At 50.8% G+C, this 24,031-nt stretch carries 26 protein-coding genes; 14 read left to right on the forward strand and 12 right to left on the reverse strand.

Going from position 1 to position 24,031, the window contains the following annotated elements:
- Positions 1-13: 13 nt before the first annotated feature.
- The 4 genes from KXD89_RS19945 to epmA all read right to left on the reverse strand — a co-directional run bounded on the left by KXD89_RS19945 (position 14) and on the right by epmA (position 3,389).
- Positions 14-328, reverse strand: a complete 315-nt coding sequence (locus KXD89_RS19945; protein ID WP_001276180.1) for a YjeO family protein — start codon at positions 326-328, stop codon at positions 14-16.
- Positions 325-639 (reverse strand): protein YjeN, encoded by a 315-nt coding sequence (gene yjeN, locus KXD89_RS19950; protein WP_000342867.1) that lies wholly within the window; start codon positions 637-639, stop codon positions 325-327. Before yjeN ends, KXD89_RS19945 begins: the two co-directional genes overlap by 4 nt.
- Positions 640-690: 51 nt before the next feature.
- The gene (gene yjeM, locus KXD89_RS19955; RefSeq protein ID WP_001336293.1) at positions 691-2,193 is read right to left on the reverse strand and encodes a glutamate/gamma-aminobutyrate family transporter YjeM; all 1,503 of its coding nucleotides are present in this window, start codon (positions 2,191-2,193) and stop codon (positions 691-693) included.
- Between the two features lie 218 nt (positions 2,194-2,411).
- Positions 2,412-3,389, reverse strand: coding sequence for an elongation factor P--(R)-beta-lysine ligase (epmA, locus tag KXD89_RS19960; protein WP_000004771.1), 978 nt, complete (start codon positions 3,387-3,389; stop codon positions 2,412-2,414).
- A 324-nt stretch (positions 3,390-3,713) separates the two neighbouring features.
- Between epmA and frdA the strand changes: the two genes are divergently transcribed.
- From frdA to blc, 6 genes are all read left to right on the forward strand, one after another.
- Positions 3,714-5,522 (forward strand): fumarate reductase (quinol) flavoprotein subunit, encoded by a 1,809-nt coding sequence (frdA, locus tag KXD89_RS19965; protein WP_001192973.1) that lies wholly within the window; start codon positions 3,714-3,716, stop codon positions 5,520-5,522.
- Positions 5,515-6,249 carry a fumarate reductase iron-sulfur protein gene (gene frdB, locus KXD89_RS19970; RefSeq protein WP_000829498.1) on the forward strand — a complete coding sequence of 245 codons (735 nt, stop codon included), beginning with the start codon at positions 5,515-5,517 and terminating at the stop codon, positions 6,247-6,249. Before frdA ends, frdB begins: the two co-directional genes overlap by 8 nt.
- A gap of 10 nt (positions 6,250-6,259) precedes the next feature.
- Entirely contained in the window at positions 6,260-6,655 is a 396-nt protein-coding gene (gene frdC / locus KXD89_RS19975; RefSeq protein ID WP_000208757.1) for a fumarate reductase subunit FrdC, read from the forward strand.
- 10 nt (positions 6,656-6,665) lie between these two features.
- Positions 6,666-7,025, forward strand: coding sequence for a fumarate reductase subunit FrdD (gene frdD, locus KXD89_RS19980; protein WP_000609663.1), 360 nt, complete (start codon positions 6,666-6,668; stop codon positions 7,023-7,025).
- Positions 7,026-7,087: 62 nt separating this feature from the next.
- Positions 7,088-8,221, forward strand: a complete 1,134-nt coding sequence (locus KXD89_RS19985; RefSeq protein ID WP_001336292.1) for a BlaEC family class C beta-lactamase — start codon at positions 7,088-7,090, stop codon at positions 8,219-8,221.
- Positions 8,222-8,309: 88 nt separating this feature from the next.
- Positions 8,310-8,843, forward strand: a complete 534-nt coding sequence (gene blc / locus KXD89_RS19990) for a lipocalin Blc (RefSeq protein WP_001238378.1) — start codon at positions 8,310-8,312, stop codon at positions 8,841-8,843.
- Here blc and sugE read toward each other — a convergent pair.
- From sugE to efp, 4 genes are all read right to left on the reverse strand, one after another.
- Complete coding sequence (gene sugE / locus KXD89_RS19995; protein ID WP_000118482.1) at positions 8,840-9,157, reverse strand: quaternary ammonium compound efflux SMR transporter SugE; 318 nt, start codon at positions 9,155-9,157, stop codon at positions 8,840-8,842. The two genes, blc and sugE, sit on opposite strands and share 4 nt — an antisense overlap.
- A gap of 175 nt (positions 9,158-9,332) precedes the next feature.
- On the reverse strand, positions 9,333-9,479 hold the full coding sequence (ecnB, locus tag KXD89_RS20000) for a lipoprotein toxin entericidin B (RefSeq protein ID WP_000239596.1): 147 nt from the start codon (positions 9,477-9,479) through the stop codon (positions 9,333-9,335).
- A 110-nt stretch (positions 9,480-9,589) separates the two neighbouring features.
- Positions 9,590-9,715: a lipoprotein antitoxin entericidin A gene (gene ecnA, locus KXD89_RS20005; RefSeq protein ID WP_000977757.1), complete on the reverse strand. Its 126-nt coding sequence runs from the start codon at positions 9,713-9,715 to the stop codon at positions 9,590-9,592.
- Between the two features lie 51 nt (positions 9,716-9,766).
- Positions 9,767-10,333 (reverse strand): elongation factor P, encoded by a 567-nt coding sequence (efp, locus tag KXD89_RS20010; RefSeq protein ID WP_000257278.1) that lies wholly within the window; start codon positions 10,331-10,333, stop codon positions 9,767-9,769.
- A 41-nt stretch (positions 10,334-10,374) separates the two neighbouring features.
- On the opposite strand from efp, the gene epmB reads away from it, so the two are divergent.
- On the forward strand, positions 10,375-11,403 hold the full coding sequence (gene epmB, locus KXD89_RS20015; RefSeq protein WP_000940549.1) for an EF-P beta-lysylation protein EpmB: 1,029 nt from the start codon (positions 10,375-10,377) through the stop codon (positions 11,401-11,403).
- A gap of 394 nt (positions 11,404-11,797) precedes the next feature.
- Positions 11,798-12,667, forward strand: coding sequence for a YjeJ family protein (locus tag KXD89_RS20020; RefSeq protein WP_001008040.1), 870 nt, complete (start codon positions 11,798-11,800; stop codon positions 12,665-12,667).
- Positions 12,668-12,869: 202 nt separating this feature from the next.
- On the opposite strand, the gene KXD89_RS20025 is transcribed toward KXD89_RS20020, so the two are convergent.
- From KXD89_RS20025 to KXD89_RS20035, 3 genes are all read right to left on the reverse strand, one after another.
- Positions 12,870-13,223: a DUF4156 domain-containing protein gene (locus tag KXD89_RS20025; protein WP_000558209.1), complete on the reverse strand. Its 354-nt coding sequence runs from the start codon at positions 13,221-13,223 to the stop codon at positions 12,870-12,872.
- Positions 13,224-13,360: 137 nt separating this feature from the next.
- Positions 13,361-15,007, reverse strand: coding sequence for a chaperonin GroEL (gene groL, locus KXD89_RS20030; RefSeq protein WP_000729117.1), 1,647 nt, complete (start codon positions 15,005-15,007; stop codon positions 13,361-13,363).
- Positions 15,008-15,050: 43 nt separating this feature from the next.
- Positions 15,051-15,344, reverse strand: coding sequence for a co-chaperone GroES (locus tag KXD89_RS20035; protein WP_001026276.1), 294 nt, complete (start codon positions 15,342-15,344; stop codon positions 15,051-15,053).
- Between the two features lie 275 nt (positions 15,345-15,619).
- On the opposite strand from KXD89_RS20035, the gene yjeH reads away from it, so the two are divergent.
- Complete coding sequence (gene yjeH / locus KXD89_RS20040; RefSeq protein WP_000015837.1) at positions 15,620-16,876, forward strand: L-methionine/branched-chain amino acid transporter; 1,257 nt, start codon at positions 15,620-15,622, stop codon at positions 16,874-16,876.
- A gap of 15 nt (positions 16,877-16,891) precedes the next feature.
- Here the strand turns inward: yjeH and KXD89_RS20045 are convergent, their stop codons facing one another.
- Positions 16,892-17,368, reverse strand: coding sequence for an FxsA family protein (locus tag KXD89_RS20045; protein ID WP_001267448.1), 477 nt, complete (start codon positions 17,366-17,368; stop codon positions 16,892-16,894).
- Between the two features lie 336 nt (positions 17,369-17,704).
- Between KXD89_RS20045 and aspA the strand changes: the two genes are divergently transcribed.
- The 5 genes from aspA to dsbD all read left to right on the forward strand — a co-directional run bounded on the left by aspA (position 17,705) and on the right by dsbD (position 24,023).
- On the forward strand, positions 17,705-19,141 hold the full coding sequence (gene aspA, locus KXD89_RS20050; protein ID WP_000069437.1) for an aspartate ammonia-lyase: 1,437 nt from the start codon (positions 17,705-17,707) through the stop codon (positions 19,139-19,141).
- Positions 19,142-19,258: 117 nt separating this feature from the next.
- Positions 19,259-20,509 (forward strand): anaerobic C4-dicarboxylate transporter DcuA, encoded by a 1,251-nt coding sequence (gene dcuA, locus KXD89_RS20055; RefSeq protein ID WP_053531199.1) that lies wholly within the window; start codon positions 19,259-19,261, stop codon positions 20,507-20,509.
- A gap of 88 nt (positions 20,510-20,597) precedes the next feature.
- Positions 20,598-21,826, forward strand: a protein-coding gene (locus tag KXD89_RS20060) for an IS3-like element IS2 family transposase (protein ID WP_088895425.1) whose coding sequence is annotated in 2 segments (ribosomal slippage) — positions 20,598-20,913 and positions 20,913-21,826 — 1,230 coding nt in all. Because the reading frame shifts where the segments join, the coding sequence is not laid out codon by codon here.
- Between the two features lie 185 nt (positions 21,827-22,011).
- Complete coding sequence (cutA, locus tag KXD89_RS20065; protein ID WP_000883400.1) at positions 22,012-22,350, forward strand: divalent cation tolerance protein CutA; 339 nt, start codon at positions 22,012-22,014, stop codon at positions 22,348-22,350.
- On the forward strand, positions 22,326-24,023 hold the full coding sequence (gene dsbD, locus KXD89_RS20070) for a protein-disulfide reductase DsbD (protein ID WP_000068922.1): 1,698 nt from the start codon (positions 22,326-22,328) through the stop codon (positions 24,021-24,023). The genes cutA and dsbD overlap by 25 nt, the downstream gene beginning before the upstream one ends.
- The last annotated feature ends 8 nt before the right edge of the window (positions 24,024-24,031 follow it).

Genomic DNA, 24,031 nt, shown 5'->3' on the forward strand with positions numbered 1-24,031 from the left:
GAACCAATCCGGCTCACAAACAAAACTGATAGCGCAGAAAAAACTGCCACAGCCAGTAGCCGAAAATAGCCAGCGCGGTGGCGTACATAAACCAGCCGCGTTTTTTTCGCCACAAAGCGAACCAGAGAAAAGGGAAAAAGAGCGGTAACGTCATTATCACACCAACATCACGGGTATCGTCTTCTTCGAGATACATCAACACATCGCAGACGTTGTTAATCCCGCGTCCATCAATCATCCACTCTTTGTCCAGCGCGGAAGTGATGGTTATCCAGAGGAACGCCACAATAAACCAGATGCAGCATAAGACAAACATGCGCGCACTCATAAGGTAACCGGTCGCTTAATTTCGCTATAGCGCATACGAAACAAATCGCCGTATCCCACTAATTCCCCGCGAAAAACCAGACATCGGATAAGATAAGCGCAATAAATATCCGGCAGGTTTCCCCACCGTTTACCATCGCGATCTTTGAGGGTGTTAATGGTGCTACCCACCACCATCGCCACTTTACGGGTGTGGCAGGCATCGACAAAAGAGAGAATCGTCTGCTCTATTTCCGCTACATCCCCGGCAGAAAATTGCAGCGCCCTGATTTCATCTTCGGTTATTGCCGGGTCCCGGCTGGTGTCATCCATAACATTTCCTGTCTTTACGCCCTATCGTCAGGTAGACGATAGGGCATCGGGTTATTCCACCGCCCACTGCGGATTTTTTGCCACTCTGCTGCAATAGTTCTGGTAAATCGCCATCGCTAACAGCGAGAAGAAGACAGGGCCGCCAATCATCCACAATGTGCTGTCCCAGTCTCCGGCTTCAACCACAGGTTGAATGATGGTGAAGACGTTCGCAAATGTCACCACCAGTACGACAACCACTGTCGCAATCATTGCCGACAAATGCGTTTTGAAAATCACAAACGGTCTGTCGAGATCCTGACGTGCTTTAAAGAACGGGAAAGCCAGCGCGAGGAACAGGTAAGGAAGCGTCATAGACACGTTCGCCATCAGCGTCAGCTTGTTAAAGAACGCCGATGCGGTACCGCCACCAAACGAAACCAGCAGGATGAAGACAGTAACCAACCCGCACTGCATCCACATGGCGATAGACGGCATCCCCATCGCATTCAGGCGCGTCATCGGTTCCGGCCACAATGCTTTCGGCGTCCCCTGGATGATGGCTTTCAACGGTGAATAGCAAAGCGTAAAGAACGCACCGGTATAGGCGAGGAACATCGAAAGTCCAGTAATACGCGCAAACCATACGCCCAGCGACAATGACGCTTCAGGTGACAAATGCAGTGCATTACCCAGCGTCATCCCAAGGCTCTTCATCAGCACATAGGTAATATTGCCGAGGTTAACGGAACCATTACTTAATACCTGCTGCCAGTTTGTGCTGACGCCCCATAAAAATATTGCCAGCGAATAACCGATTGAAATAACAATAGCGGCAAAAACAATACCTTTGGCAAAGTTCTTTTCTGGATTTTCCGTTTTATCGACCAGACCACCAACCGCTTCAATTCCGCCATAGGCAAAAATGGCAAATACCACAAACGATAGCATTGCCAGACCGGACTGATAACCCGGGTTCGGTGATGCAAGGAAATTAATATCCTGCGCGAAATGCCCACCATTTAATAACAAAATAGTAATGCTTACTAACAGCAATACTAAATTCAGACACATTACTGCAATACCGCCCACCGCAGTAATGCGGGCAATTTTATTAATCCCCTTAGAAGCAACGACGGTGACCAGAATCATCCATGCCACAGCCAGCAGACCAACCACCTGCGTAGGCTCCAGTCCGGCAATACGCCAGTGCTGGGTCATGTCGCTACCATAGAGGAATGTTGAGAACGGTACCCAAACTTTCGCGGAGGTACTCACCATCCAGATGATATAAGAGGAAAACCACATAAACGTACCAATGAAGGCAAAACGTGGTCCGACACTATTATTCATCCAGGAATAGATACCGCCTTCTTCTTTGCGATAAGCAGCTCCCATTTCAGCCATCATTAAGGCGAATGGAATAAAGAATAACAATGCAGAAAATATATAAAAGGGAATCGCACTATAACCCATTAAGTAATAAGCCGATGGGCTATTGGCAAATCCAAATACGGAAGTAAAGATCATCAATATGAGTCCTATCAGACTCATCTTTTTTATCGTGTGAGGCATGAAACCATCCTTCATTTCAGCGCGTGTATAACACGTGCCCACTGAACTGCACTGCGCAACATTGAGCAGGCAGCGTAAAAACCAATACAGAATTGATACCTGGATGATATCAAATATCCAGTCTTAAATTGTGGCCTTTAACGGAAAAATGAAAACATATGCTACAGAATGGCGCTTATCACGCCATTCTTCGCTGTTAATTCAGTAATTTTTCAGAATTATGCCCGGTCAACGCTAAAGGCGATGACTTCAGCCAGTGTCTCCGCGCCCAGCGCCAACATCACCAGACGATCAACACCTAATGCCACGCCGGAACAGTCAGGCATACCGACTTTCAAGGCTTCAATCAGATTCTGGTCAATGGGGTGCTGCGGCAAACCGCGCGCCGCGCGCTTACGGTTATCTTGTTCAAAGCGTTGTTGCTGCTCACGGGCATCCGTCAATTCATGGAAACCATTCGCCAGCTCAATACCTTTATAATAAACCTCAAAGCGTTCAGCGACCCGATGATCTTCGGTACTGATTTGCGCCAGTGATGCCTGGCTGGCTGGAAAGTGGTACACAAAGGTCGGTTTTTCTTTGCCAATATTTGGCTCTACGCCAAAGGTAAACAGCAATTGTAGCAGCGTGTCGCGGTCTTCTTCGGTATCAGCAACATTGCTCAAATCCAGTTTCGCTGCGACTTCCCGCAGTTGCGTTTTGTCGGCAGAGAGCGGGTCAATTTCCAGATAACGCAAGAAAGCTTGTTGATAAGAAAGGCTTTCTGCTGCCGGGCAGTCCAGCACCTGTTGTAAGAGATCGTCCACCTCGTTCATCAACCGGTACATATCATAGTGCGGTCGATACCACTCCAGCATAGTGAACTCAGGGTTGTGATAACGCCCCATCTCTTCATTACGGAAGCTGCGGCACAGCTGGAATACCGGCCCACAACCGGCAACCAGCAGGCGTTTCATATGGTATTCCGGGCTGGTCATTAACCAGAGATTCATCCCCTGCGAATGCCCGGGGCCAACGAAACGTGTCTCAAACGGGACCAAATGAATATCGGTTACCGTCGCCTGGCTCATACAAGGCGTCTCCACCTCCAGCACTCCACGATCGGCAAAGAAACGACGGATCTCCGCCATAATCGCCGCGCGTTTTAATAAGTTAGGAATGGATGCGCTCGGCTGCCAGGATGCCGTTTCGCTCATAGTTAAATCTCCAGTTTTTGACAAGGGCACGAAGTCTACTCGCAACGCGACGGCGAGACAAATTTTACGCAGGAATCAAACAGCGGTGGGCAGTGACTAAAAAAAGCACGATCTGATGGTTTAGTAATTAAATTAATCATCTTCAGTGATAATTTAGCCCTCTTGCGCACTAAAAAAATCGATCTCGTCAAATTTCAGACTTATCCATCAGACTATACTGTTGTACCTATAAAGGAGCAGTGGAATAGCGTTCGCAGACCGTAACTTTCAGGTACTTACCCTGAAGTACGTGGCTGTGGGATAAAAACAATCTGGAGGAATGTCGTGCAAACCTTTCAAGCCGATCTTGCCATTGTAGGCGCCGGTGGCGCGGGATTACGTGCTGCAATTGCTGCCGCGCAGGCAAATCCGAATGCAAAAATCGCACTAATCTCAAAAGTATACCCGATGCGTAGCCATACCGTTGCTGCAGAAGGGGGCTCCGCCGCTGTCGCGCAGGATCATGACAGCTTCGAATATCACTTTCACGATACAGTAGCGGGTGGCGACTGGTTGTGTGAGCAGGATGTCGTGGATTATTTCGTCCACCACTGCCCAACCGAAATGACCCAACTGGAACTGTGGGGATGCCCATGGAGCCGTCGCCCGGATGGTAGCGTCAACGTACGTCGCTTCGGCGGCATGAAAATCGAGCGCACCTGGTTCGCCGCCGATAAGACCGGCTTCCATATGCTGCACACGCTGTTCCAGACCTCTCTGCAATTCCCGCAGATCCAGCGTTTTGACGAACATTTCGTGCTGGATATTCTGGTTGATGATGGTCATGTTCGCGGCCTGGTAGCAATGAACATGATGGAAGGCACGCTGGTGCAGATCCGTGCTAACGCGGTCGTTATGGCTACTGGCGGTGCGGGTCGCGTTTATCGTTACAACACCAACGGCGGCATCGTTACCGGTGACGGTATGGGTATGGCGCTAAGCCACGGCGTTCCGCTGCGTGACATGGAATTCGTTCAGTATCACCCAACCGGTCTGCCAGGTTCCGGTATCCTGATGACCGAAGGTTGCCGCGGTGAAGGCGGTATTCTGGTCAACAAAAATGGCTACCGTTATCTGCAAGATTACGGCATGGGCCCGGAAACTCCGCTGGGCGAGCCGAAAAACAAATATATGGAACTGGGTCCACGCGACAAAGTCTCTCAGGCCTTCTGGCACGAATGGCGTAAAGGCAACACCATCTCCACGCCGCGTGGCGATGTGGTTTATCTCGACTTGCGTCACCTCGGCGAGAAAAAACTGCATGAACGTCTGCCGTTCATCTGCGAACTGGCGAAAGCGTACGTTGGCGTCGATCCGGTTAAAGAACCGATTCCGGTACGTCCGACCGCACACTACACCATGGGCGGTATCGAAACCGATCAGAACTGTGAAACCCGCATTAAAGGTCTGTTCGCCGTGGGTGAATGTTCCTCTGTTGGTCTGCACGGTGCAAACCGTCTGGGTTCTAACTCCCTGGCGGAACTGGTGGTCTTCGGCCGTCTGGCCGGTGAACAAGCGACAGAGCGTGCAGCAACTGCCGGTAATGGCAACGAAGCGGCAATTGAAGCGCAGGCAGCTGGCGTTGAACAACGTCTGAAAGATCTGGTTAACCAGGATGGCGGCGAAAACTGGGCGAAGATCCGCGACGAAATGGGCCTGGCTATGGAAGAAGGCTGCGGTATCTACCGTACGCCGGAACTGATGCAGAAAACCATCGACAAGCTGGCAGAGCTGCAGGAACGCTTCAAGCGCGTGCGCATCACCGACACTTCCAGCGTGTTCAACACCGACCTGCTCTACACCATTGAACTGGGCCACGGTCTGAACGTTGCTGAATGTATGGCGCACTCCGCAATGGCACGTAAAGAGTCCCGCGGCGCGCACCAGCGTCTGGACGAAGGTTGCACCGAGCGTGACGACGTCAACTTCCTCAAACACACCCTCGCCTTCCGCGATGCTGATGGCACGACTCGCCTGGAGTACAGCGACGTGAAGATTACTACGCTGCCGCCAGCTAAACGCGTTTACGGTGGCGAAGCGGATGCAGCCGATAAGGCGGAAGCAGCCAATAAGAAGGAGAAGGCGAATGGCTGAGATGAAAAACCTGAAAATTGAGGTGGTGCGCTATAACCCGGAAGTCGATACCGCACCGCATAGCGCATTCTATGAAGTGCCTTATGACGCAACTACCTCATTACTGGATGCGCTGGGCTACATCAAAGACAACCTGGCACCGGACCTGAGCTACCGCTGGTCCTGCCGTATGGCGATTTGTGGTTCCTGCGGCATGATGGTTAACAACGTGCCAAAACTGGCATGTAAAACCTTCCTGCGTGATTACACCGACGGTATGAAGGTTGAAGCGTTAGCTAACTTCCCGATTGAACGCGATCTGGTGGTCGATATGACCCACTTCATCGAAAGTCTGGAAGCGATCAAACCGTACATCATCGGCAACTCCCGCACCGCGGATCAGGGTACTAACATCCAGACCCCGGCGCAGATGGCGAAGTATCACCAGTTCTCCGGTTGCATCAACTGTGGTTTGTGCTACGCCGCGTGCCCGCAGTTTGGCCTGAACCCAGAGTTCATCGGTCCGGCTGCCATTACGCTGGCGCATCGTTATAACGAAGATAGCCGCGACCACGGTAAGAAGGAGCGTATGGCGCAGTTGAACAGCCAGAACGGCGTATGGAGCTGTACTTTCGTGGGCTACTGCTCCGAAGTCTGCCCGAAACACGTCGATCCGGCTGCGGCCATTCAGCAGGGCAAAGTAGAAAGTTCGAAAGACTTTCTTATCGCGACCCTGAAACCACGCTAAGGAGTGCAACATGACGACTAAACGTAAACCGTATGTACGGCCAATGACGTCCACCTGGTGGAAAAAATTGCCGTTTTATCGCTTTTACATGCTGCGCGAAGGCACGGCGGTTCCGGCTGTGTGGTTCAGCATTGAACTGATTTTCGGGCTGTTTGCCCTGAAAAATGGCCCGGAAGCCTGGGCGGGATTCGTCGACTTTTTACAAAACCCGGTTATCGTGATCATTAACCTGATCACTCTGGCGGCAGCTCTGCTGCACACCAAAACCTGGTTTGAACTGGCACCGAAAGCGGCCAATATCATTGTAAAAGACGAAAAAATGGGACCAGAGCCAATTATCAAAAGTCTCTGGGCGGTAACTGTGGTTGCCACCATCGTAATCCTGTTTGTTGCCCTGTACTGGTAAGGAGCCTGAGATGATTAATCCAAATCCAAAGCGTTCTGACGAACCGGTATTCTGGGGCCTCTTCGGGGCCGGTGGTATGTGGAGCGCCATCATTGCGCCGGTGATGATCCTGCTGGTGGGTATTCTGCTGCCACTGGGGTTGTTTCCGGGTGATGCGCTGAGCTACGAGCGCGTTCTGGCGTTCGCGCAGAGCTTCATTGGTCGCGTATTCCTGTTCCTGATGATCGTTCTGCCGCTGTGGTGTGGTTTACACCGTATGCACCACGCGATGCACGATCTGAAAATCCACGTACCTGCGGGCAAATGGGTTTTCTACGGTCTGGCTGCTATCCTGACAGTTGTCACGCTGATTGGTGTCGTTACAATCTAACGCATCGCCAATGTAAATCCGGCCCGCCTATGGCGGGCCGTTTTGTATGGAAACCAGACCCTATGTTCAAAACGACGCTCTGCGCCTTATTAATTACCGCCTCTTGCTCCACATTTGCTGCCCCTCAACAAATCAACGATATTGTGCATCGCACAATTACCCCGCTTATAGAGCAACAAAAGATCCCGGGTATGGCGGTGGCGGTAATTTATCAGGGTAAACCTTATTACTTTACCTGGGGCTATGCGGACATCGCCAAAAAGCAGCCCGTCACACAGCAAACGTTGTTTGAGTTAGGTTCGGTCAGCAAAACATTTACTGGCGTGCTTGGTGGCGACGCTATTGCTCGAGGGGAAATCAAGTTAAGCGATCCCACAACAAAATACTGGCCTGAACTTACCGCTAAACAGTGGAATGGGATCACACTATTACATCTCGCAACCTACACTGCTGGCGGCCTGCCATTGCAGGTGCCGGATGAGGTGAAATCCTCAAGCGACTTGCTGCGCTTCTATCAAAACTGGCAGCCTGCATGGGCTCCAGGAACACAACGTCTGTATGCCAACTCCAGTATCGGTTTGTTCGGCGCACTGGCTGTGAAGCCGTCTGGTTTGAGTTTTGAGCAGGCGATGCAAACTCGTGTCTTCCAGCCACTCAAACTCAACCATACGTGGATTAATGTACCGCCCGCAGAAGAAAAGAATTACGCCTGGGGATATCGCGAAGGTAAGGCAGTGCATGTTTCGCCTGGGGCGTTAGATGCTGAAGCTTATGGTGTGAAGTCGACCATTGAAGATATGGCCCGCTGGGTGCAAAGCAATTTAAAACCCCTTGATATCAATGAGAAAACGCTTCAACAAGGGATACAACTGGCACAATCTCGCTACTGGCAAACCGGCGATATGTATCAGGGCCTGGGCTGGGAAATGCTGGACTGGCCGGTAAATCCTGACAGCATCATTAACGGCAGTGACAATAAAATTGCACTGGCAGCACGCCCCGTAAAAGCGATTACGCCCCCAACTCCTGCAGTACGCGCATCATGGGTACATAAAACAGGGGCGACCGGCGGATTTGGTAGCTATGTCGCGTTTATTCCAGAAAAAGAGCTGGGTATCGTGATGCTGGCAAACAAAAACTATCCCAATCCAGCGAGAGTCGACGCCGCCTGGCAGATTCTTAACGCTCTACAGTAAAATTCCATCGGGTCCGAATTTTCGGACCTTTTCTCCGCTTTTCCTTGCTGTCATCTACACTTAGAAAAAAACCAGTAAGGAAACATTTATGCGCCTGCTCCCTCTCGTTGCCGCAGCGACAGCTGCATTTCTGGTCGTTGCCTGCAGTTCTCCTACGCCGCCGCGTGGCGTGACCGTAGTAAATAATTTCGACGCCAAACGTTATCTCGGTACCTGGTATGAGATTGCCCGTTTTGATCACCGCTTTGAACGTGGACTGGAAAAAGTCACCGCAACATACAGCCTGCGTGATGACGGCGGCCTGAATGTCATTAATAAAGGCTATAACCCTGACAGAGGAATGTGGCAGCAGAGTGAAGGGAAAGCGTACTTTACCGGCGCACCAACTCGCGCTGCGCTGAAAGTGTCATTCTTTGGTCCTTTCTATGGCGGTTATAACGTTATTGCACTCGATCGGGAATACCGCCATGCGCTGGTTTGCGGCCCGGACCGCGACTACCTGTGGATACTCTCCCGCACGCCAACCATTTCTGACGAAGTGAAACAGGAGATGCTGGCAGTCGCGACCCGGGAAGGGTTTGATGTCAGTAAATTTATTTGGGTACAGCAGCCTGGTAGTTAGTGAGTGCTGAGTTTCAGACCAATAATCCCCAATACGATTAACGCCAGACTCGCCAGGCGCATCGGGTTAGCGGACTCACCGAGCAGCACAATGCCGGTTATGGCCGCGCCGACTGCGCCAATACCCGTCCACACGGCATAAGCCGTCCCTACTGGTAACGATTTCATCGCCCAGGCAAGTAGCGCCATACTGACAATCATCGCCGTCACAGTAATAACACTCGGCGTCAAACGACTAAAGCCGTGGGTATATTTCAGGCCAACGGCCCATACCACTTCCAGCAGACCAGCAATAACTAAGATAATCCAGGACATATCAGGCTCCGGAGAATTGGGGCCGTCCCCGGTGAAAAGAGGCGTTTGCAGGTCGTCCTGCAAAGCTGATGGTTGAACGGATATTTTGCCAGGTGGCAGGGGAATTTCAACTATTACCTTTGTGACTATCGCAGAAAAAACAAACGGCACGACACAGCTGTCGTACCGTTATTGCTTATTGCTGCGCTTTCGTTGCTGCGCCAGAAATCGCGTTACCGCCATCAGAAATGTCTTCACCAACGCCACGCGTGGTGTTGCAGGCAGTTAATACTGTTGAAAGCACCAGAACAGAAAAGATCGCTGCAATTGTCTTCTTCACCATAACGTCTTCCTTTTAGGTAATGTTATTTATGTTTGCCTATAGCAAATTAATAATAGACAACATCGCCAAAAATGATGGGAATCTGATGATTTTTCGGAAGAGAAGAAAAATTAGCTGGCAGCGCGAGAGATGGAGTTGCCGAGATGTTTGATGTCTTCGCCGAAACCGCGAGCGGTGTTACAGCCCGTGAGCAGCGTGCTGGCAAGCAAAACAAGAACGATAAGGCGTTTCATCATCTCTGACCTGAATAAGTGATGGTGCAGCCTGCAGGCCGCACCACAACCGCATTACTTCACGCGAGAGACGTATTCACCAGAGCGGGTATCCACTTTGATGACTTCGCCGATTTGTACAAACAGCGGAACTTTAACCACAGCGCCAGTAGACAGGGTAGCCGGTTTGCCACCAGTACCTGCGGTATCACCTTTCAGGCCCGGATCGGTATCAACGATTTCCAGTTCAACGAAGTTCGGCGGAGTAACGGAGATCGGCTGACCATTCCACAGAGTTACGATACACTCTGCCTGATCCAGCAGCCATTTAGCGTTGTCACCAATTGCTTTTGCATCAGCAGACAGCTGCTCGAAAGTTTCGTTGTTCATGAAGTGCCAGAACTCACCGTCGTTGTACAGGTAAGTCAGGTTCATATCGACAACATCAGCGCCTTCAGCGGAATCAGTAGATTTGAAGGTTTTTTCTACGCGAGTACCGGTCAGCAGACGACGCAGTTTAACGCGAGCAAATGCCTGGCCTTTACCCGGTTTTACGAATTCACTCGCTTCAACCGCGTAAGGTTCGCCGTCTAACATGATTTTAAGACCAGCACGAAAATCGTTGCTATAGTACGTTGCCATAAGGCCCTCTGAAATTTGTTAATTGGTAGCTAAGCCACAAAATGGCGCATATTGTAACCCTAAATACCCCATCCAGAGAAGATTGGTTAACGCAACTTGCCGATGTTGTGACCGATCCTGATGAACTTCTGCGTCTTTTGAATATAGACGCGGAGGAAAAACTGTTAGCCGGACGCAGCGCCAAAAAGCTTTTTGCCCTGCGTGTGCCCCGCTCATTTATCGATCGCATGGAGAAAGGCAATCCGGACGATCCTCTTTTGCGTCAGGTACTTACCTCGCAAGATGAGTTTGTCATCGCGCCCGGATTCTCCACCGACCCACTGGAAGAACAGCACAGCGTAGTGCCTGGTTTGTTGCATAAATACCACAACCGGGCGCTTTTGCTGGTCAAAGGCGGCTGCGCGGTAAATTGCCGCTATTGCTTCCGTCGTCACTTCCCCTATGCCGAAAATCAGGGCAACAAGCGTAACTGGCAAACTGCACTTGAGTATGTTGCTGCGCATCCGGAACTGGACGAGATGATTTTCTCCGGCGGCGATCCGCTGATGGCGAAAGATCACGAGCTGGACTGGTTGCTCACACAACTGGAAGCCATCCCGCATATAAAACGTCTGCGGATTCACAGCCGTCTGCCGATTGTGATCCCGGCACGTATCACCGAGGCGCTGGTTGAATGCTTTGCCCGTTCTACGCTGCAAATCTTGCTGGTGAATCACATCAACCATGCCAATGAGGTAGATGAAACATTCCGTCAGGCGATGGCTAAGTTGCGCCGGGTAGGCGTTACTTTGCTGAACCAGAGCGTTCTGTTACGTGATGTGAACGATAACGCACAAACGCTGGCAAACCTGAGTAATGCGTTGTTCGATGCCGGCGTAATGCCGTATTACCTGCATGTGCTCGATAAAGTACAGGGCGCGGCGCATTTTATGGTGAGTGATGACGAAGCACGGCAGATTATGCGTGAGTTGCTGACACTGGTGTCGGGATATCTGGTGCCGAAACTGGCGCGAGAAATTGGCGGCGAACCCAGCAAAACGCCGCTGGATCTCCAGCTACGCCAGCAGTAACTGATTAAACAGGGAAGTTAAACATTAAAATTGCCTGATTCGCTACGCTTATCAGGCCTACATCGTGCATTGAAATTGAATGGATTTGCAATGAACTGTAGGCCGGATAAGGCGTTTACGCTGCATCCGGCAAGAGCAACAAACGCAAGTACAGCAACCTGTCATTAAACTGGGAAGTTTAATCTTTGCCCGTTGCATAACCTTTAATTATTCATATGCATTGCTGTTGTTACTTTTTATATAGCTAACACCAATAATTAACCTTTCTTTTCTGTTTATATAGAGTGAGTACGGCTATTTATGTTATTTTAACAACTATTACTACCAAGCCCATTTATCTGGCTTATAAATTAAAATTAATTATTTAATTGAGAAATGGTTAGGGAGAACCTACATGGCCATAAGCATCAAGGGTGTTAATACCGGTGTTATTCGCAAGAGTAATAATTTCATTGCACTGGCGCTGAAAATTAAAGAACCTCGCAATAAAGAATCGTTGTTCTTTATGTCTGTCATGGAACTGCGCGACCTGCTGATTGCGCTGGAAAGTCGTCTGCATCAAAAGCATAAACTGGATGCTGCTGCACACCTTCAGTATGAGCAAGCTCGCGATAAAGTCATTAAGAAAATGGCAGAAAACATCCCAGAAATTCTGGTTGATGAGCTTAAAAATGCCGATATTAATCGTCGGGTTAACACGCTGGAACTTACCGATAATCAAGGCGAAAATCTTACCTTCGTATTAACGCTACATGACGGTAGCAAATGTGAGTTAGTCGTCAATGAGTTGCAGATTGAAATGCTGGCGCGAGCAATCATTCATGCAATTAATAATGCGGAAATGCGTGAACTGGCATTACGTATTACCTCACTGTTAGATTTCCTGCCGTTATACGACGTTGACTGCCAGGACAATGGCAATCTGGAATATGACACCTATTCCCAACCGGAATGGAAACATAACTTGTTCGACCATTATCTGGCGGTGCTTTACCGCTTTAAAGATGAAAGTGGCAAAGAACAATTTAGCGGCGCAGTGGTGAAAACGCGTGAAGCAACGCCGGGTAAAGAAATAGAAGCGATCACTCGCCGAATGCTTGATTTCAGCCCACGACTGAAAAAACTCGCGGGTGTGCCATGTCAGGTCTATGTTCGCACCGTAGCGGCGAATAACGCCCAACCGCTAACCCAGGATCAATGCTTACGCGCGCTGCATCACTTACGTGTTCAATCCACCAGCAAAACTGCACCACAGGCGAAATAATCTCATCTTTGCTAATGCGAGGCTGGAGCCATCCAGCCTGAAATGACTGATAACGTGATCGTTGGTCATGCCGGATGCGGCGTAAACGCCTTATCCGGCCTACAAATTCTCAAGCATTCAATCAGTTGCAATGCCTTATGTAGGCCTGATAAGCGAAGCGCATCAGGCAATTATACGTTTGTCACCCAGCCTCTGGATCACATCAGTTCGGGCACTTATAAACCTGACCGATAATCTGGCTATCCGTCGGGACAAAACTGGACAACATTCCCTGCGACGGGCTACTGATGCCATAAATCACGTTACCGCCCATTGCAGCCGCCTGGTTGCGCAGATCGTTTGCTGCGCCGCGCATAGAACCGCCTTCTTCTCCGTGTTGCCCGGAAAGCCAGTTGCTTTGCTTACCTGTCGCAGTACCAATCAGCTGGCACTCTGCGCCTGGCTGCTCGTCCACAATGCGTACACTCTGACCGGCAGCACTCAATTCGTTGCTGGAGCTACAACCCGCCATCAGTAGCGCGGCACCGACAATCCCTGCTAAGTATTTTACGTGCATGTTATTCCCCATAATCAATGAGCTGGACGCCACTCGCGTCGTCCGTGTCTGAATCTTATACTAGAAAGATGACCAAAAGAAAAACCCCCAGACATTTCTGCCCGGGGGTTTGTTTATTTCTGCGAGGTGCAGGGCAATTACATCATGCCGCCCATGCCACCCATGCCGCCCATACCGCCAGCAGCGCCTAAGTCAGCTGCATCGTTTTTCGGCAGGTCGGTAACCATGCATTCGGTGGTGATCATCAGGCCAGCCACAGAAGCTGCGTACTGCAGAGCAGAACGAGTTACTTTGGTTGGATCCAGGATACCCATGTCGATCATGTTGCCGTATTCTTCGGTTGCTGCGTTGTAACCGTAGTTGCCGTCGCCGCCTTTAACGGTGTTAGCAACAACAGACGGTTCTTCGCCGCAGTTCAATACGATCTGACGCAGCGGAGCTTCCATTGCACGCAGTGCAACTTTGATACCCACGTTCTGGTCTTCGTTCTGACCACGCAGGTCAGCCAGTTTAGACGCTACGCGGATCAGCGCAACACCACCACCAGCAACCACGCCTTCTTCTACCGCAGCACGGGTCGCGTGCAGGGCATCTTCAACGCGTGCTTTTTTCTCTTTCATTTCAACTTCGGTAGCAGCACCCACTTTGATAACTGCAACGCCGCCTGCCAGTTTCGCTACGCGTTCCTGCAGTTTTTCACGGTCGTAGTCAGAAGTTGCTTCTTCAATCTGCTGACGGATCTGAGCAACACGGCCCTGGATTGCAGCTTCTTCACCCACGCCATCGATGATAGTGGTGGTGTCTTTGTTGATCACAACACGTTTAGCCTGACCCAGGTCTTCCAGGGTTGCTTTTTCCAGCTCCATACCGATCTCTTCAGAGATCACGGTACCGCCAGTCAGGGTTGCGATATCCTGCAGCATAGCTTTACGACGATCGCCGAAGCCCGGTGCTTTAACCGCAGCGACTTTCACGATGCCACGCATGGTGTTAACAACCAGAGTTGCCAGCGCTTCGCCTTCTACATCTTCAGCGATGATCAGCAGCGGTTTGCCTGCTTTGGCAACAGCTTCCAGAACCGGCAGCATTTCGCGGATGTTGGAGATTTTCTTGTCAGCCAGCAGGATGAACGGGCTTTCCAGTTCTACTGCGCCAGTTTCCGGCTTGTTGATGAAGTAAGGAGACAGGTAGCCACGGTCGAACTGCATACCTTCAACCACGTCCAGTTCGTCCTGCAGACCGGTACCGTCTTCAACGGTGATAACGCCTTCTTTACCGACTTTGTCCATCGCTTCAGCGATCAGTTTACCTACGGTTTCGTCGGAGTTAGCGGAGATGGTACCAACCTGAGCAATCGCTTTAGAGTCAGAGCATGGTACGGACAGCGCTTTCAGTTCTTCAACTGCAGCGGTAACCGCTTTGTCGATACCACGTTTCAGGTCCATCGGGTTCATGCCCGCAGCAACAGCTTTCAGACCTTCAGTGATGATAGCCTGAGCCAGTACGGTTGCAGTGGTGGTACCGTCGCCTGCAGCGTCGTTTGCTTTAGAGGCAACTTCTTTCACCATCTGCGCACCCATATTTTCGAACTTGTCTTCCAGTTCGATTTCACGAGCAACGGAAACACCATCTTTGGTGATGGTCGGTGCACCGAAAGATTTATCCAGAACTACGTTACGGCCTTTTGGACCGAGGGTAACTTTCACTGCATCTGCCAGTACGTTTACGCCGCGCAGCATTTTCACACGAGCGTCGTTACCGAATTTTACGTCTTTAGCTGCCATTATCTTTATTCCTTAAATTCGTATGTTCAGTGTCGTGCGCGGATTACGCTTCAACAATTGCCAGAATGTCGCTTTCGGACATGATCAACACTTCTTCATTGTCGATCTTCTCAGATTTCACACCGTAGCCATCGTTGAAAATAACGATGTCGCCAACTTTCACATCCAGCGGCTTCACTTCGCCATTTTCAAGGATACGGCCATTGCCGACAGCCAGCACTTCGCCGCGGGTGGATTTAGCCGCTGCAGAGCCGGTCAGAACGATGCCGCCAGCAGATTTAGTTTCAACTTCTTTACGCTTGACGATCACGCGATCATGCAATGGACGAATATTCATTGATAACTCTCCTTTGAGAAAGTCCGTATCTGTTATGGGTGACGCCGGAGCTTACGTGGTTTCCCGGCTGGTGACCAGAGAAATGGGGATGAGGCTTCGCCCCTTCAAGGGGGAAAAAGAAAAAAAATTCTGATCAGCACAAAATCGGGTGAAAACCCTGATTCACCTCACATTTCATCGCAATTTCTTCATCGCCGTCATAAGCGAATCTGATTGTGCTACCATCGAAAATCTACGCAGTTGCCCAAAATTTGGGCGCAATCGGACATCAACCCATGAGTGGACTCAAACAAGAACTGGGGCTGGCCCAGGGCATTGGCCTGCTATCGACGTCATTATTAGGCACTGGCGTGTTTGCCGTTCCTGCGTTAGCTGCGCTGGTAGCGGGCAATAACAGCCTGTGGGCGTGGCCCGTTTTGATTATCTTAGTGTTCCCGATTGCGATTGTGTTTGCGATTCTGGGTCGCCACTATCCCAGCGCAGGCGGCGTCGCGCACTTCGTCGGTATGGCGTTTGGTTCGCGGCTTGAGCGAGTCACCGGCTGGCTGTTTTTATCGGTCATTCCCGTGGGTTTGCCTGCCGCACTACAAATTGCCGCCGGGTTCGGCCAGGCGATGTTTGGCTGGCATAGCTGGCAACTGTTGTTGGCAGAACTCGGTACGCTGGCGCTGGTGTGGTATATCGGTACTCGCGGTGCCAGTTCCAGTGCTAATCTACAAACCGTTATTGCCGGACTTATCGTCGCGCTGATTGTCGCTATCTGGTGGGCGGGCGATATCAAACCTGCGAATATCCCCTTTCCGGCACCTGGTAATATCGAACTTACCGGGTTATTTGCTGCGTTATCAGTGATGTTCTGGTGTTTTGTCGGTCTGGAGGCATTTGCCCATCTCGCCTCGGAATTTAAAAATCCAGAGCGTGATTTTCCTCGTGCTTTGATGATTGGTCTGCTGCTGGCAGGATTAGTCTACTGGGGCTGTACGGTAGTCGTCTTACACTTCGACGCCTATGGTGAAAAAATGGCGGCGGCAGCATCGCTTCCAAAAATTGTAGTGCAGTTGTTCGGTGTAGGAGCGTTATGGATTGCCTGCGTGATTGGCTATCTGGCCTGCTTTGCCAGTCTCAACATTTATATACAGAGCTTCGCCCGCCTGGTCTGGTCGCAGGCGCAACATAATCCTGACCACTACCTGGCACGCCTCTCTTCTCGCCATATCCCGAATAATGCCCTCAATGCGGTGCTCGGCTGCTGTGTGGTGAGCACTTTGGTGATTCATGCTTTAGAGATCAATCTGGACGCTCTTATTATTTATGCCAATGGCATCTTTATTATGATTTATCTGTTATGCATGCTGGCAGGCTGTAAATTATTGCAAGGACGTTATCGACTACTGGCGGTGGTTGGCGGGCTGTTATGCGTTCTGTTACTGGCAATGGTCGGCTGGAAAAGTCTCTATGCGCTGATCATGCTGGCGGGGTTATGGCTGTTGCTGCCAAAACGAAAAACGCCGGAAAATGGCATAACCACATAATCCGGCGTTTCGACATTAATCCTGGCGATCGTCTTTATGATCAAGGCGGTCGCGCTCATCATCCTTTCGCTGGTACTCACCATCAAAAGTATTACCGCCACCGGTCCCGGCGCTAAAACCGCCGCCAGGCATGCGAGAAAAGCGCAAATGCGGCATCAACTTCACTGTCAGATGCTTTTGCACCGGCGGCAATAAAAGTAGAAGACCGAGGAAGTCGGTAAAAAAGCCCGGTAATAAAAGCAGCAAACCAGCAATGATCAGCGAAACACTTTTAATCATCTCCGCCGCTGGGTTTTCACCCGCCGCCATTTTTTGCTGCATCAGCACGAAATTCTTAAAGCCCTGGTTACGTACCAGTGACATACCGATAACTGACGTGAATATAACCAGCACGAGGGTCAGCAATACCCCCAATACATGGGCAACCTGAATAAAGATTGAAATCTCAATATAGACATAAAGGAAAATGGCAATAAAAGGTAACCAGCGCAAAGGTTTCTCCTGTAATAGCAGCCGGTTAACCCCGGCTACCTGAATGGGTTGCGAATCGCGTTTAGCTTATATTGTGGTCATTAGCAAAATTTCAAGATGTTTGCGCAACTATTTTTGGTAGTAATCCCAAAGCGGTGATCTATTTCACAAATTAATAATTAAGGGGTAAAAACCGACACTTAAAGTGATCCAGATTACGGTAGAAATCCTCAAGCAGCATATGATCTCGGGTATTCGGTCGATGCAGGGGATAATCGTCGGTCGAAAAACATTCGAAACCACATATATTCTGTGTGTTTAAAGCAAATCATTGGCAGCTTGAAAAAGAAGGTTCACATGTCAAACAACATTCGTATCGAAGAAGATCTGTTGGGTACCAGGGAAGTTCCAGCTGATGCCTACTATGGTGTTCACACTCTGAGAGCGATTGAAAACTTCTATATCAGCAACAACAAAATCAGTGATATTCCTGAATTTGTTCGCGGTATGGTAATGGTTAAAAAAGCCGCAGCTATGGCAAACAAAGAGCTGCAAACCATTCCTAAAAGTGTAGCGAATGCCATCATTGCCGCATGTGATGAAGTCCTGAACAACGGAAAATGCATGGATCAGTTCCCGGTAGACGTCTACCAGGGCGGCGCAGGTACTTCCGTAAACATGAACACCAACGAAGTGCTGGCCAATATCGGTCTGGAACTGATGGGTCACCAAAAAGGTGAATATCAGTACCTGAACCCGAACGACCATGTTAACAAATGTCAGTCCACTAACGACGCCTACCCGACCGGTTTCCGTATCGCAGTTTACTCTTCCCTGATTAAGCTGGTAGATGCGATTAACCAACTGCGTGAAGGCTTTGAACGTAAAGCTGTCGAATTCCAGGACATCCTGAAAATGGGTCGTACCCAGCTGCAGGACGCAGTACCGATGACCCTCGGTCAGGAATTCCGCGCTTTCAGCATCCTGCTGAAAGAAGAAGTGAAAAACATCCAACGTACCGCTGAACTGCTGCTGGAAGTTAACCTTGGTGCAACAGCAATCGGTACTGGTCTGAACACGCCGAAAGAGTACTCTCCGCTGGCAGTGAAAAAACTGGCTGAAGTTACTGGCTTCCCATGCGTACCGGCTGAAGACCTGATCGAAGCGACCTCTGACTGCGGCGCTTATGTTATGGTTCACGGCGCGCTGAAACGCCTGGCTGTGAAGATGTCCAAAATCTGTAACGACCTGCGCTTGCTCTCTTCAGGCCCACGTGCCGGCCTGAACGAGATCAACCTGCCGGAACTGCAGGCGGGCTCTTCCATCATGCCAGCTAAAGTAAACCCGGTTGTTCCGGAAGTGGTTAACCAGGTATGCTTCAAAGTCATCGGTAACGACACCACTGTTACCATGGCAGCAGAAGCAGGTCAGCTGCAGTTGAACGTTATGGAGCCGGTCATTGGCCAGGCCATGTTCGAATCCGTTCACATTCTGACCAACGCTTGCTACAACCTGCTGGAAAAATGCATTAACGGCATCACTGCTAACAAAGAAGTGTGCGAAGGTTACGTTTACAACTCTATCGGTATCGTTACTTACCTGAACCCGTTCATCGGTCACCACAACGGTGACATCGTGGGTAAAATCTGTGCCGAAACCGGTAAGAGTGTACGTGAAGTCGTTCTGGAACGCGGTCTGTTGACTGAAGCGGAACTTGACGATATTTTCTCCGTACAGAATCTGATGCACCCGGCTTACAAAGCAAAACGCTATACTGATGAAAGCGAACAGTAATCGTACAGGGTAGTACAAATAAAAAAGGCACGTCAGATGACGTGCCTTTTTTCTTGTGAGCAGTAACTTAAAAATAACAATCTAATATCAACTTGTTAAAAAACAAGGAAGGCTAATATGCTAGTTGTAGAACTCATCATAGTTTTGCTGGCGATCTTCTTGGGCGCCAGATTGGGGGGAATAGGTATTGGTTTTGCAGGCGGATTGGGGGTGCTGGTTCTTGCCGCTATTGGCGTTAAACCCGGTAACATCCCGTTCGATGTCATCTCCATTATCATGGCGGTTATCGCCGCTATTTCTGCCATGCAGGTTGCTGGCGGTCTGGACTATCTGGTTCATCAGACAGAAAAGCTGCTGCGCCGTAACCCGAAATACATCACGATCCTCGCACCGATCGTGACCTATTTCCTGACTATCTTTGCTGGTACTGGCAACATCTCTCTGGCGACACTGCCAGTTATCGCTGAAGTTGCGAAGGAACAAGGCGTTAAACCTTGCCGTCCGCTGTCTACTGCAGTGGTATCCGCGCAGATTGCGATCACCGCATCGCCAATCTCAGCGGCAGTGGTTTACATGTCTTCCGTGATGGAAGGTCATGGCATCAGCTACCTCCATCTGCTCTCCGTGGTCATCCCGTCCACCCTGCTGGCGGTTCTGGTGATGTCCTTCCTGGTCACTATGCTGTTCAACTCCAAACTCTCTGACGATCCGATTTATCGCAAGCGTCTGGAAGAGGGCCTGGTTGAACTGCGCGGTGAAAAGCAGATTGAAATCAAATCCGGTGCAAAAACGTCCGTCTGGCTGTTCCTGCTGGGCGTAGTTGGCGTGGTTATCTATGCAATCATCAACAGCCCAAGCATGGGTCTGGTTGAAAAACCGCTGATGAACACCACCAACGCAATCCTGATCATCATGCTCAGCGTTGCAACTCTGACCACCGTTATCTGTAAAGTCGATACCGACAACATCCTCAACTCCAGCACCTTCAAAGCAGGTATGAGCGCCTGTATTTGTATCCTGGGTGTTGCGTGGCTGGGCGATACTTTCGTTTCCAACAACATCGACTGGATCAAAGATACCGCTGGTGAAGTGATTCAGGGTCATCCGTGGCTGCTGGCCGTCATCTTCTTCTTTGCTTCTGCTCTGCTGTACTCTCAGGCTGCAACCGCAAAAGCACTGATGCCGATGGCTCTGGCACTGAACGTTTCACCGCTGACCGCTGTTGCTTCTTTCGCTGCGGTGTCTGGTCTGTTCATTCTGCCGACCTACCCGACGCTGGTTGCTGCGGTACAGATGGATGACACGGGTACTACCCGTATCGGTAAATTCGTCTTCAACCATCCGTTCTTCATCCCGGGTACTCTGTAGACTGGCCCCCTGAATCTCCAGACAACCAATATCACTTAAATAAGTGATAGTCTTAATACTAGTTTTTAGACTAGTCATTGGAGAACAGATGATTGATGTCTTAGGGCCGGAGAAACGCAGACGGCGTACCACACAGGAAAAGATCGCAATTGTTCAGCAGAGCTTTGAACCGGGGATGACGGTCTCCCTCGTTGCCCGGCAACATGGTGTAGCAGCCAGCCAGTTATTTCTCTGGCGTAAGCAATACCAGGAAGGAAGTCTTACTGCTGTCGCCGCCGGAGAACAGGTTGTTCCTGCCTCTGAACTTGCTGCCGCCATGAAGCAGATTAAAGAACTCCAGCGCCTGCTCGGCAAGAAAACGATGGAAAATGAACTCCTCAAAGAAGCCGTTGAATATGGACGGGCAAAAAAGTGGATAGCGCACGCGCCCTTATTGCCCGGGGATGGGGAGTAAGCTTAGTCAGCCGTTGTCTCCGGGTGTCGCGTGCGCAGTTGCACGTCATTCTCAGACGAACCGATGACTGGATGGATGGCCGCCGCAGTCGTCACACTGATGATACGGATGTGCTTCTCCGTATACACCATGTTATCGGAGAGCTGCCAACGTATGGTTATCGTCGGGTATGGGCGCTGCTTCGCAGACAGGCAGAACTTGATGGTATGCCTGCGATCAATGCCAAACGTGTTTACCGGATCATGCGCCAGAATGCGCTGTTGCTTGAGCGAAAACCTGCTGTACCGCCATCGAAACGGGCACATACAGGCAGAGTGGCCGTGAAAGAAAGCAATCAGCGATGGTGCTCTGACGGGTTCGAGTTCTGCTGTGATAACGGAGAGAGACTGCGTGTCACGTTCGCGCTGGACTGCTGTGATCGTGAGGCACTGCACTGGGCGGTCACTACCGGCGGCTTCAACAGTGAAACAGTACAGGACGTCATGCTGGGAGCGGTGGAACGCCGCTTCGGCAACGATCTTCCGTCGTCTCCAGTGGAGTGGCTGACGGATAATGGTTCATGCTACCGGGCTAATGAAACACGCCAGTTCGCCCGGATGTTGGGACTTGAACCGAAGAACACGGCGGTGCGGAGTCCGGAGAGTAACGGAATAGCAGAGAGCTTCGTGAAAACGATAAAGCGTGACTACATCAGTATCATGCCCAAACCAGACGGGTTAACGGCAGCAAAGAACCTTGCAGAGGCGTTCGAGCATTATAACGAATGGCATCCGCATAGTGCGCTGGGTTATCGCTCGCCACGGGAATATCTGCGGCAGCGGGCTTGTAATGGGTTAAGTGATAACAGATGTCTGGAAATATAGGGGCAAATCCACTCTGGGTGTTGCCCTGGCCGTTTGCTTCGGCTTCGTGCTGGGTAGCTTCATGCTGTAATGATCAATCGCGGGGCGTTCACGCCCCGCTTTCTTTCCCGCCGACTAACATCCTTCCCCCGTCCGTTGTATAGTGACCTCTCTCTTGCGGTTCCATCTGTTCTTGCGAGGTGTTTATGCTTGATGAAAAAAGTTCGAATACCGCGTCTGTCGTGGTGCTATGTACGGCACCAGATGAAGCGACAGCCCAGGATTTAGCCGCCAAAGTGCTGGCGGAAAAACTGGCGGCCTGCGCGACCTTGATCCCCGGCGCTACCTCTCTCTATTACTGGGAAGGTAAGCTGGAGCAAGAATACGAAGTGCAGATGATTTTAAAAACTACCGTATCTCACCAGCAGGCACTGCTGGAATGCCTGAAGTCTCATCATCCATATCAAACCCCGGAACTTCTGGTTTTACCTGTTACACACGGAGACACAGATTACCTCTCATGGCTCAACGCATCTTTACGCTGATCCTGCTACTTTGCAGCACTTCCGTTTTTGCCGGATTATTCGACGCGCCGGGACGTTCACAATTTGTCCCCGCGGATCAAGCCTTTGCTTTTGATTTTCAGCAAAACCAACATGACCTTAATCTGACCTGGCAGATCAAAGACGGTTACTACCTCTACCGTAAACAGATCCGCATTACGCCGGAACACGCGAAAATTGCCGACGTGCAGCTGCCGCAAGGCGTCTGGCATGAAGATGAGTTTTACGGCAAAAGCGAGATTTACCGCGATCGGCTGACGCTTCCCGTCACCATCAACCAGGCGAGTGCGGGAGCGACGTTAACTGTCACCTACCAGGGCTGTGCTGATGCCGGTTTCTGTTATCCGCCAGAAACCAAAACCGTTCCGTTAAGCGAAGTGGTCGCCAACAACGCAGCGCCACAGCCTGTGTCTGTTCCGCAGCAAGAGCAGCCCACCGCGCAATTGCCCTTTTCCGCGCTCTGGGCGTTGTTGATCGGTATTGGTATCGCCTTTACGCCATGCGTGCTGCCAATGTACCCACTGATTTCTGGCATCGTGCTGGGTGGTAAACAGCGGCTCTCCACTGCCAGAGCATTGTTGCTGACCTTTATTTATGTGCAGGGGATGGCGCTGACCTACACGGCGCTGGGTCTGGTGGTTGCCGCCGCAGGGTTACAGTTCCAGGCGGCGCTACAGCACCCATACGTGCTCATTGGCCTCGCCATCGTCTTTACCTTGCTGGCGATGTCAATGTTTGGCTTGTTTACCCTGCAACTCCCCTCTTCGCTGCAAACACGTCTCACGTTGATGAGCAATCGCCAACAGGGCGGCTCACCTGGCGGTGTGTTTGTTATGGGGGCGATTGCCGGACTGATCTGTTCACCATGCACCACCGCACCGCTTAGCGCGATTCTGCTGTATATCGCCCAAAGCGGGAACATGTGGCTGGGCGGCGGCACGCTTTATCTCTATGCGTTGGGCATGGGCCTGCCGCTGATGCTAATTACCGTCTTTGGTAACCGCTTGCTGCCGAAAAGCGGCCCGTGGATGGAACAAGTCAAAACCGCGTTTGGTTTTGTGATCCTCGCACTGCCGGTCTTCCTGCTGGAGCGAGTGATTGGTGATGTATGGGGATTACGCTTGTGGTCGGCGCTGGGTGTCGCATTCTTTGGCTGGGCCTTTATCACCAGCCTACAGGCTAAACGCGGCTGGATGCGTATTGTGCAAATTATTCTGCTGGCAGCGGCATTGGTTAGCGTGCGCCCACTTCAGGATTGGGCATTTGGTGCGACGCATACCGCGCAAACTCAGACGCATCTCAACTTTACACAAATCAAAACGGTAGATGAGTTAAATCAGGCGCTCGTTGAAGCCAAAGGCAAACCGGTGATGTTAGATCTTTATGCCGACTGGTGCGTCGCCTGTAAAGAGTTTGAGAAATACACCTTCAGCGACCCGCAGGTGCAAAAAGCGTTAGCAGACACGGTCTTACTTCAGGCCAACGTCACGGCCAACGACGCACAAGATGTGGCGCTGTTAAAGCATCTTAATGTCCTTGGCCTACCGACAATTCTCTTTTTTGACGGACAAGGCCAGGAGCATCCACAAGCACGCGTCACGGGCTTTATGGATGCTGAAACCTTCAGCGCACATTTGCGCGATCGCCAACCGTGAACGACACT

Origin of the sequence: Escherichia sp. TC-EC600-tetX4 (genome assembly GCF_019356055.1) — a bacterium.
In the GTDB taxonomy this organism is placed as follows: domain Bacteria; phylum Pseudomonadota; class Gammaproteobacteria; order Enterobacterales; family Enterobacteriaceae.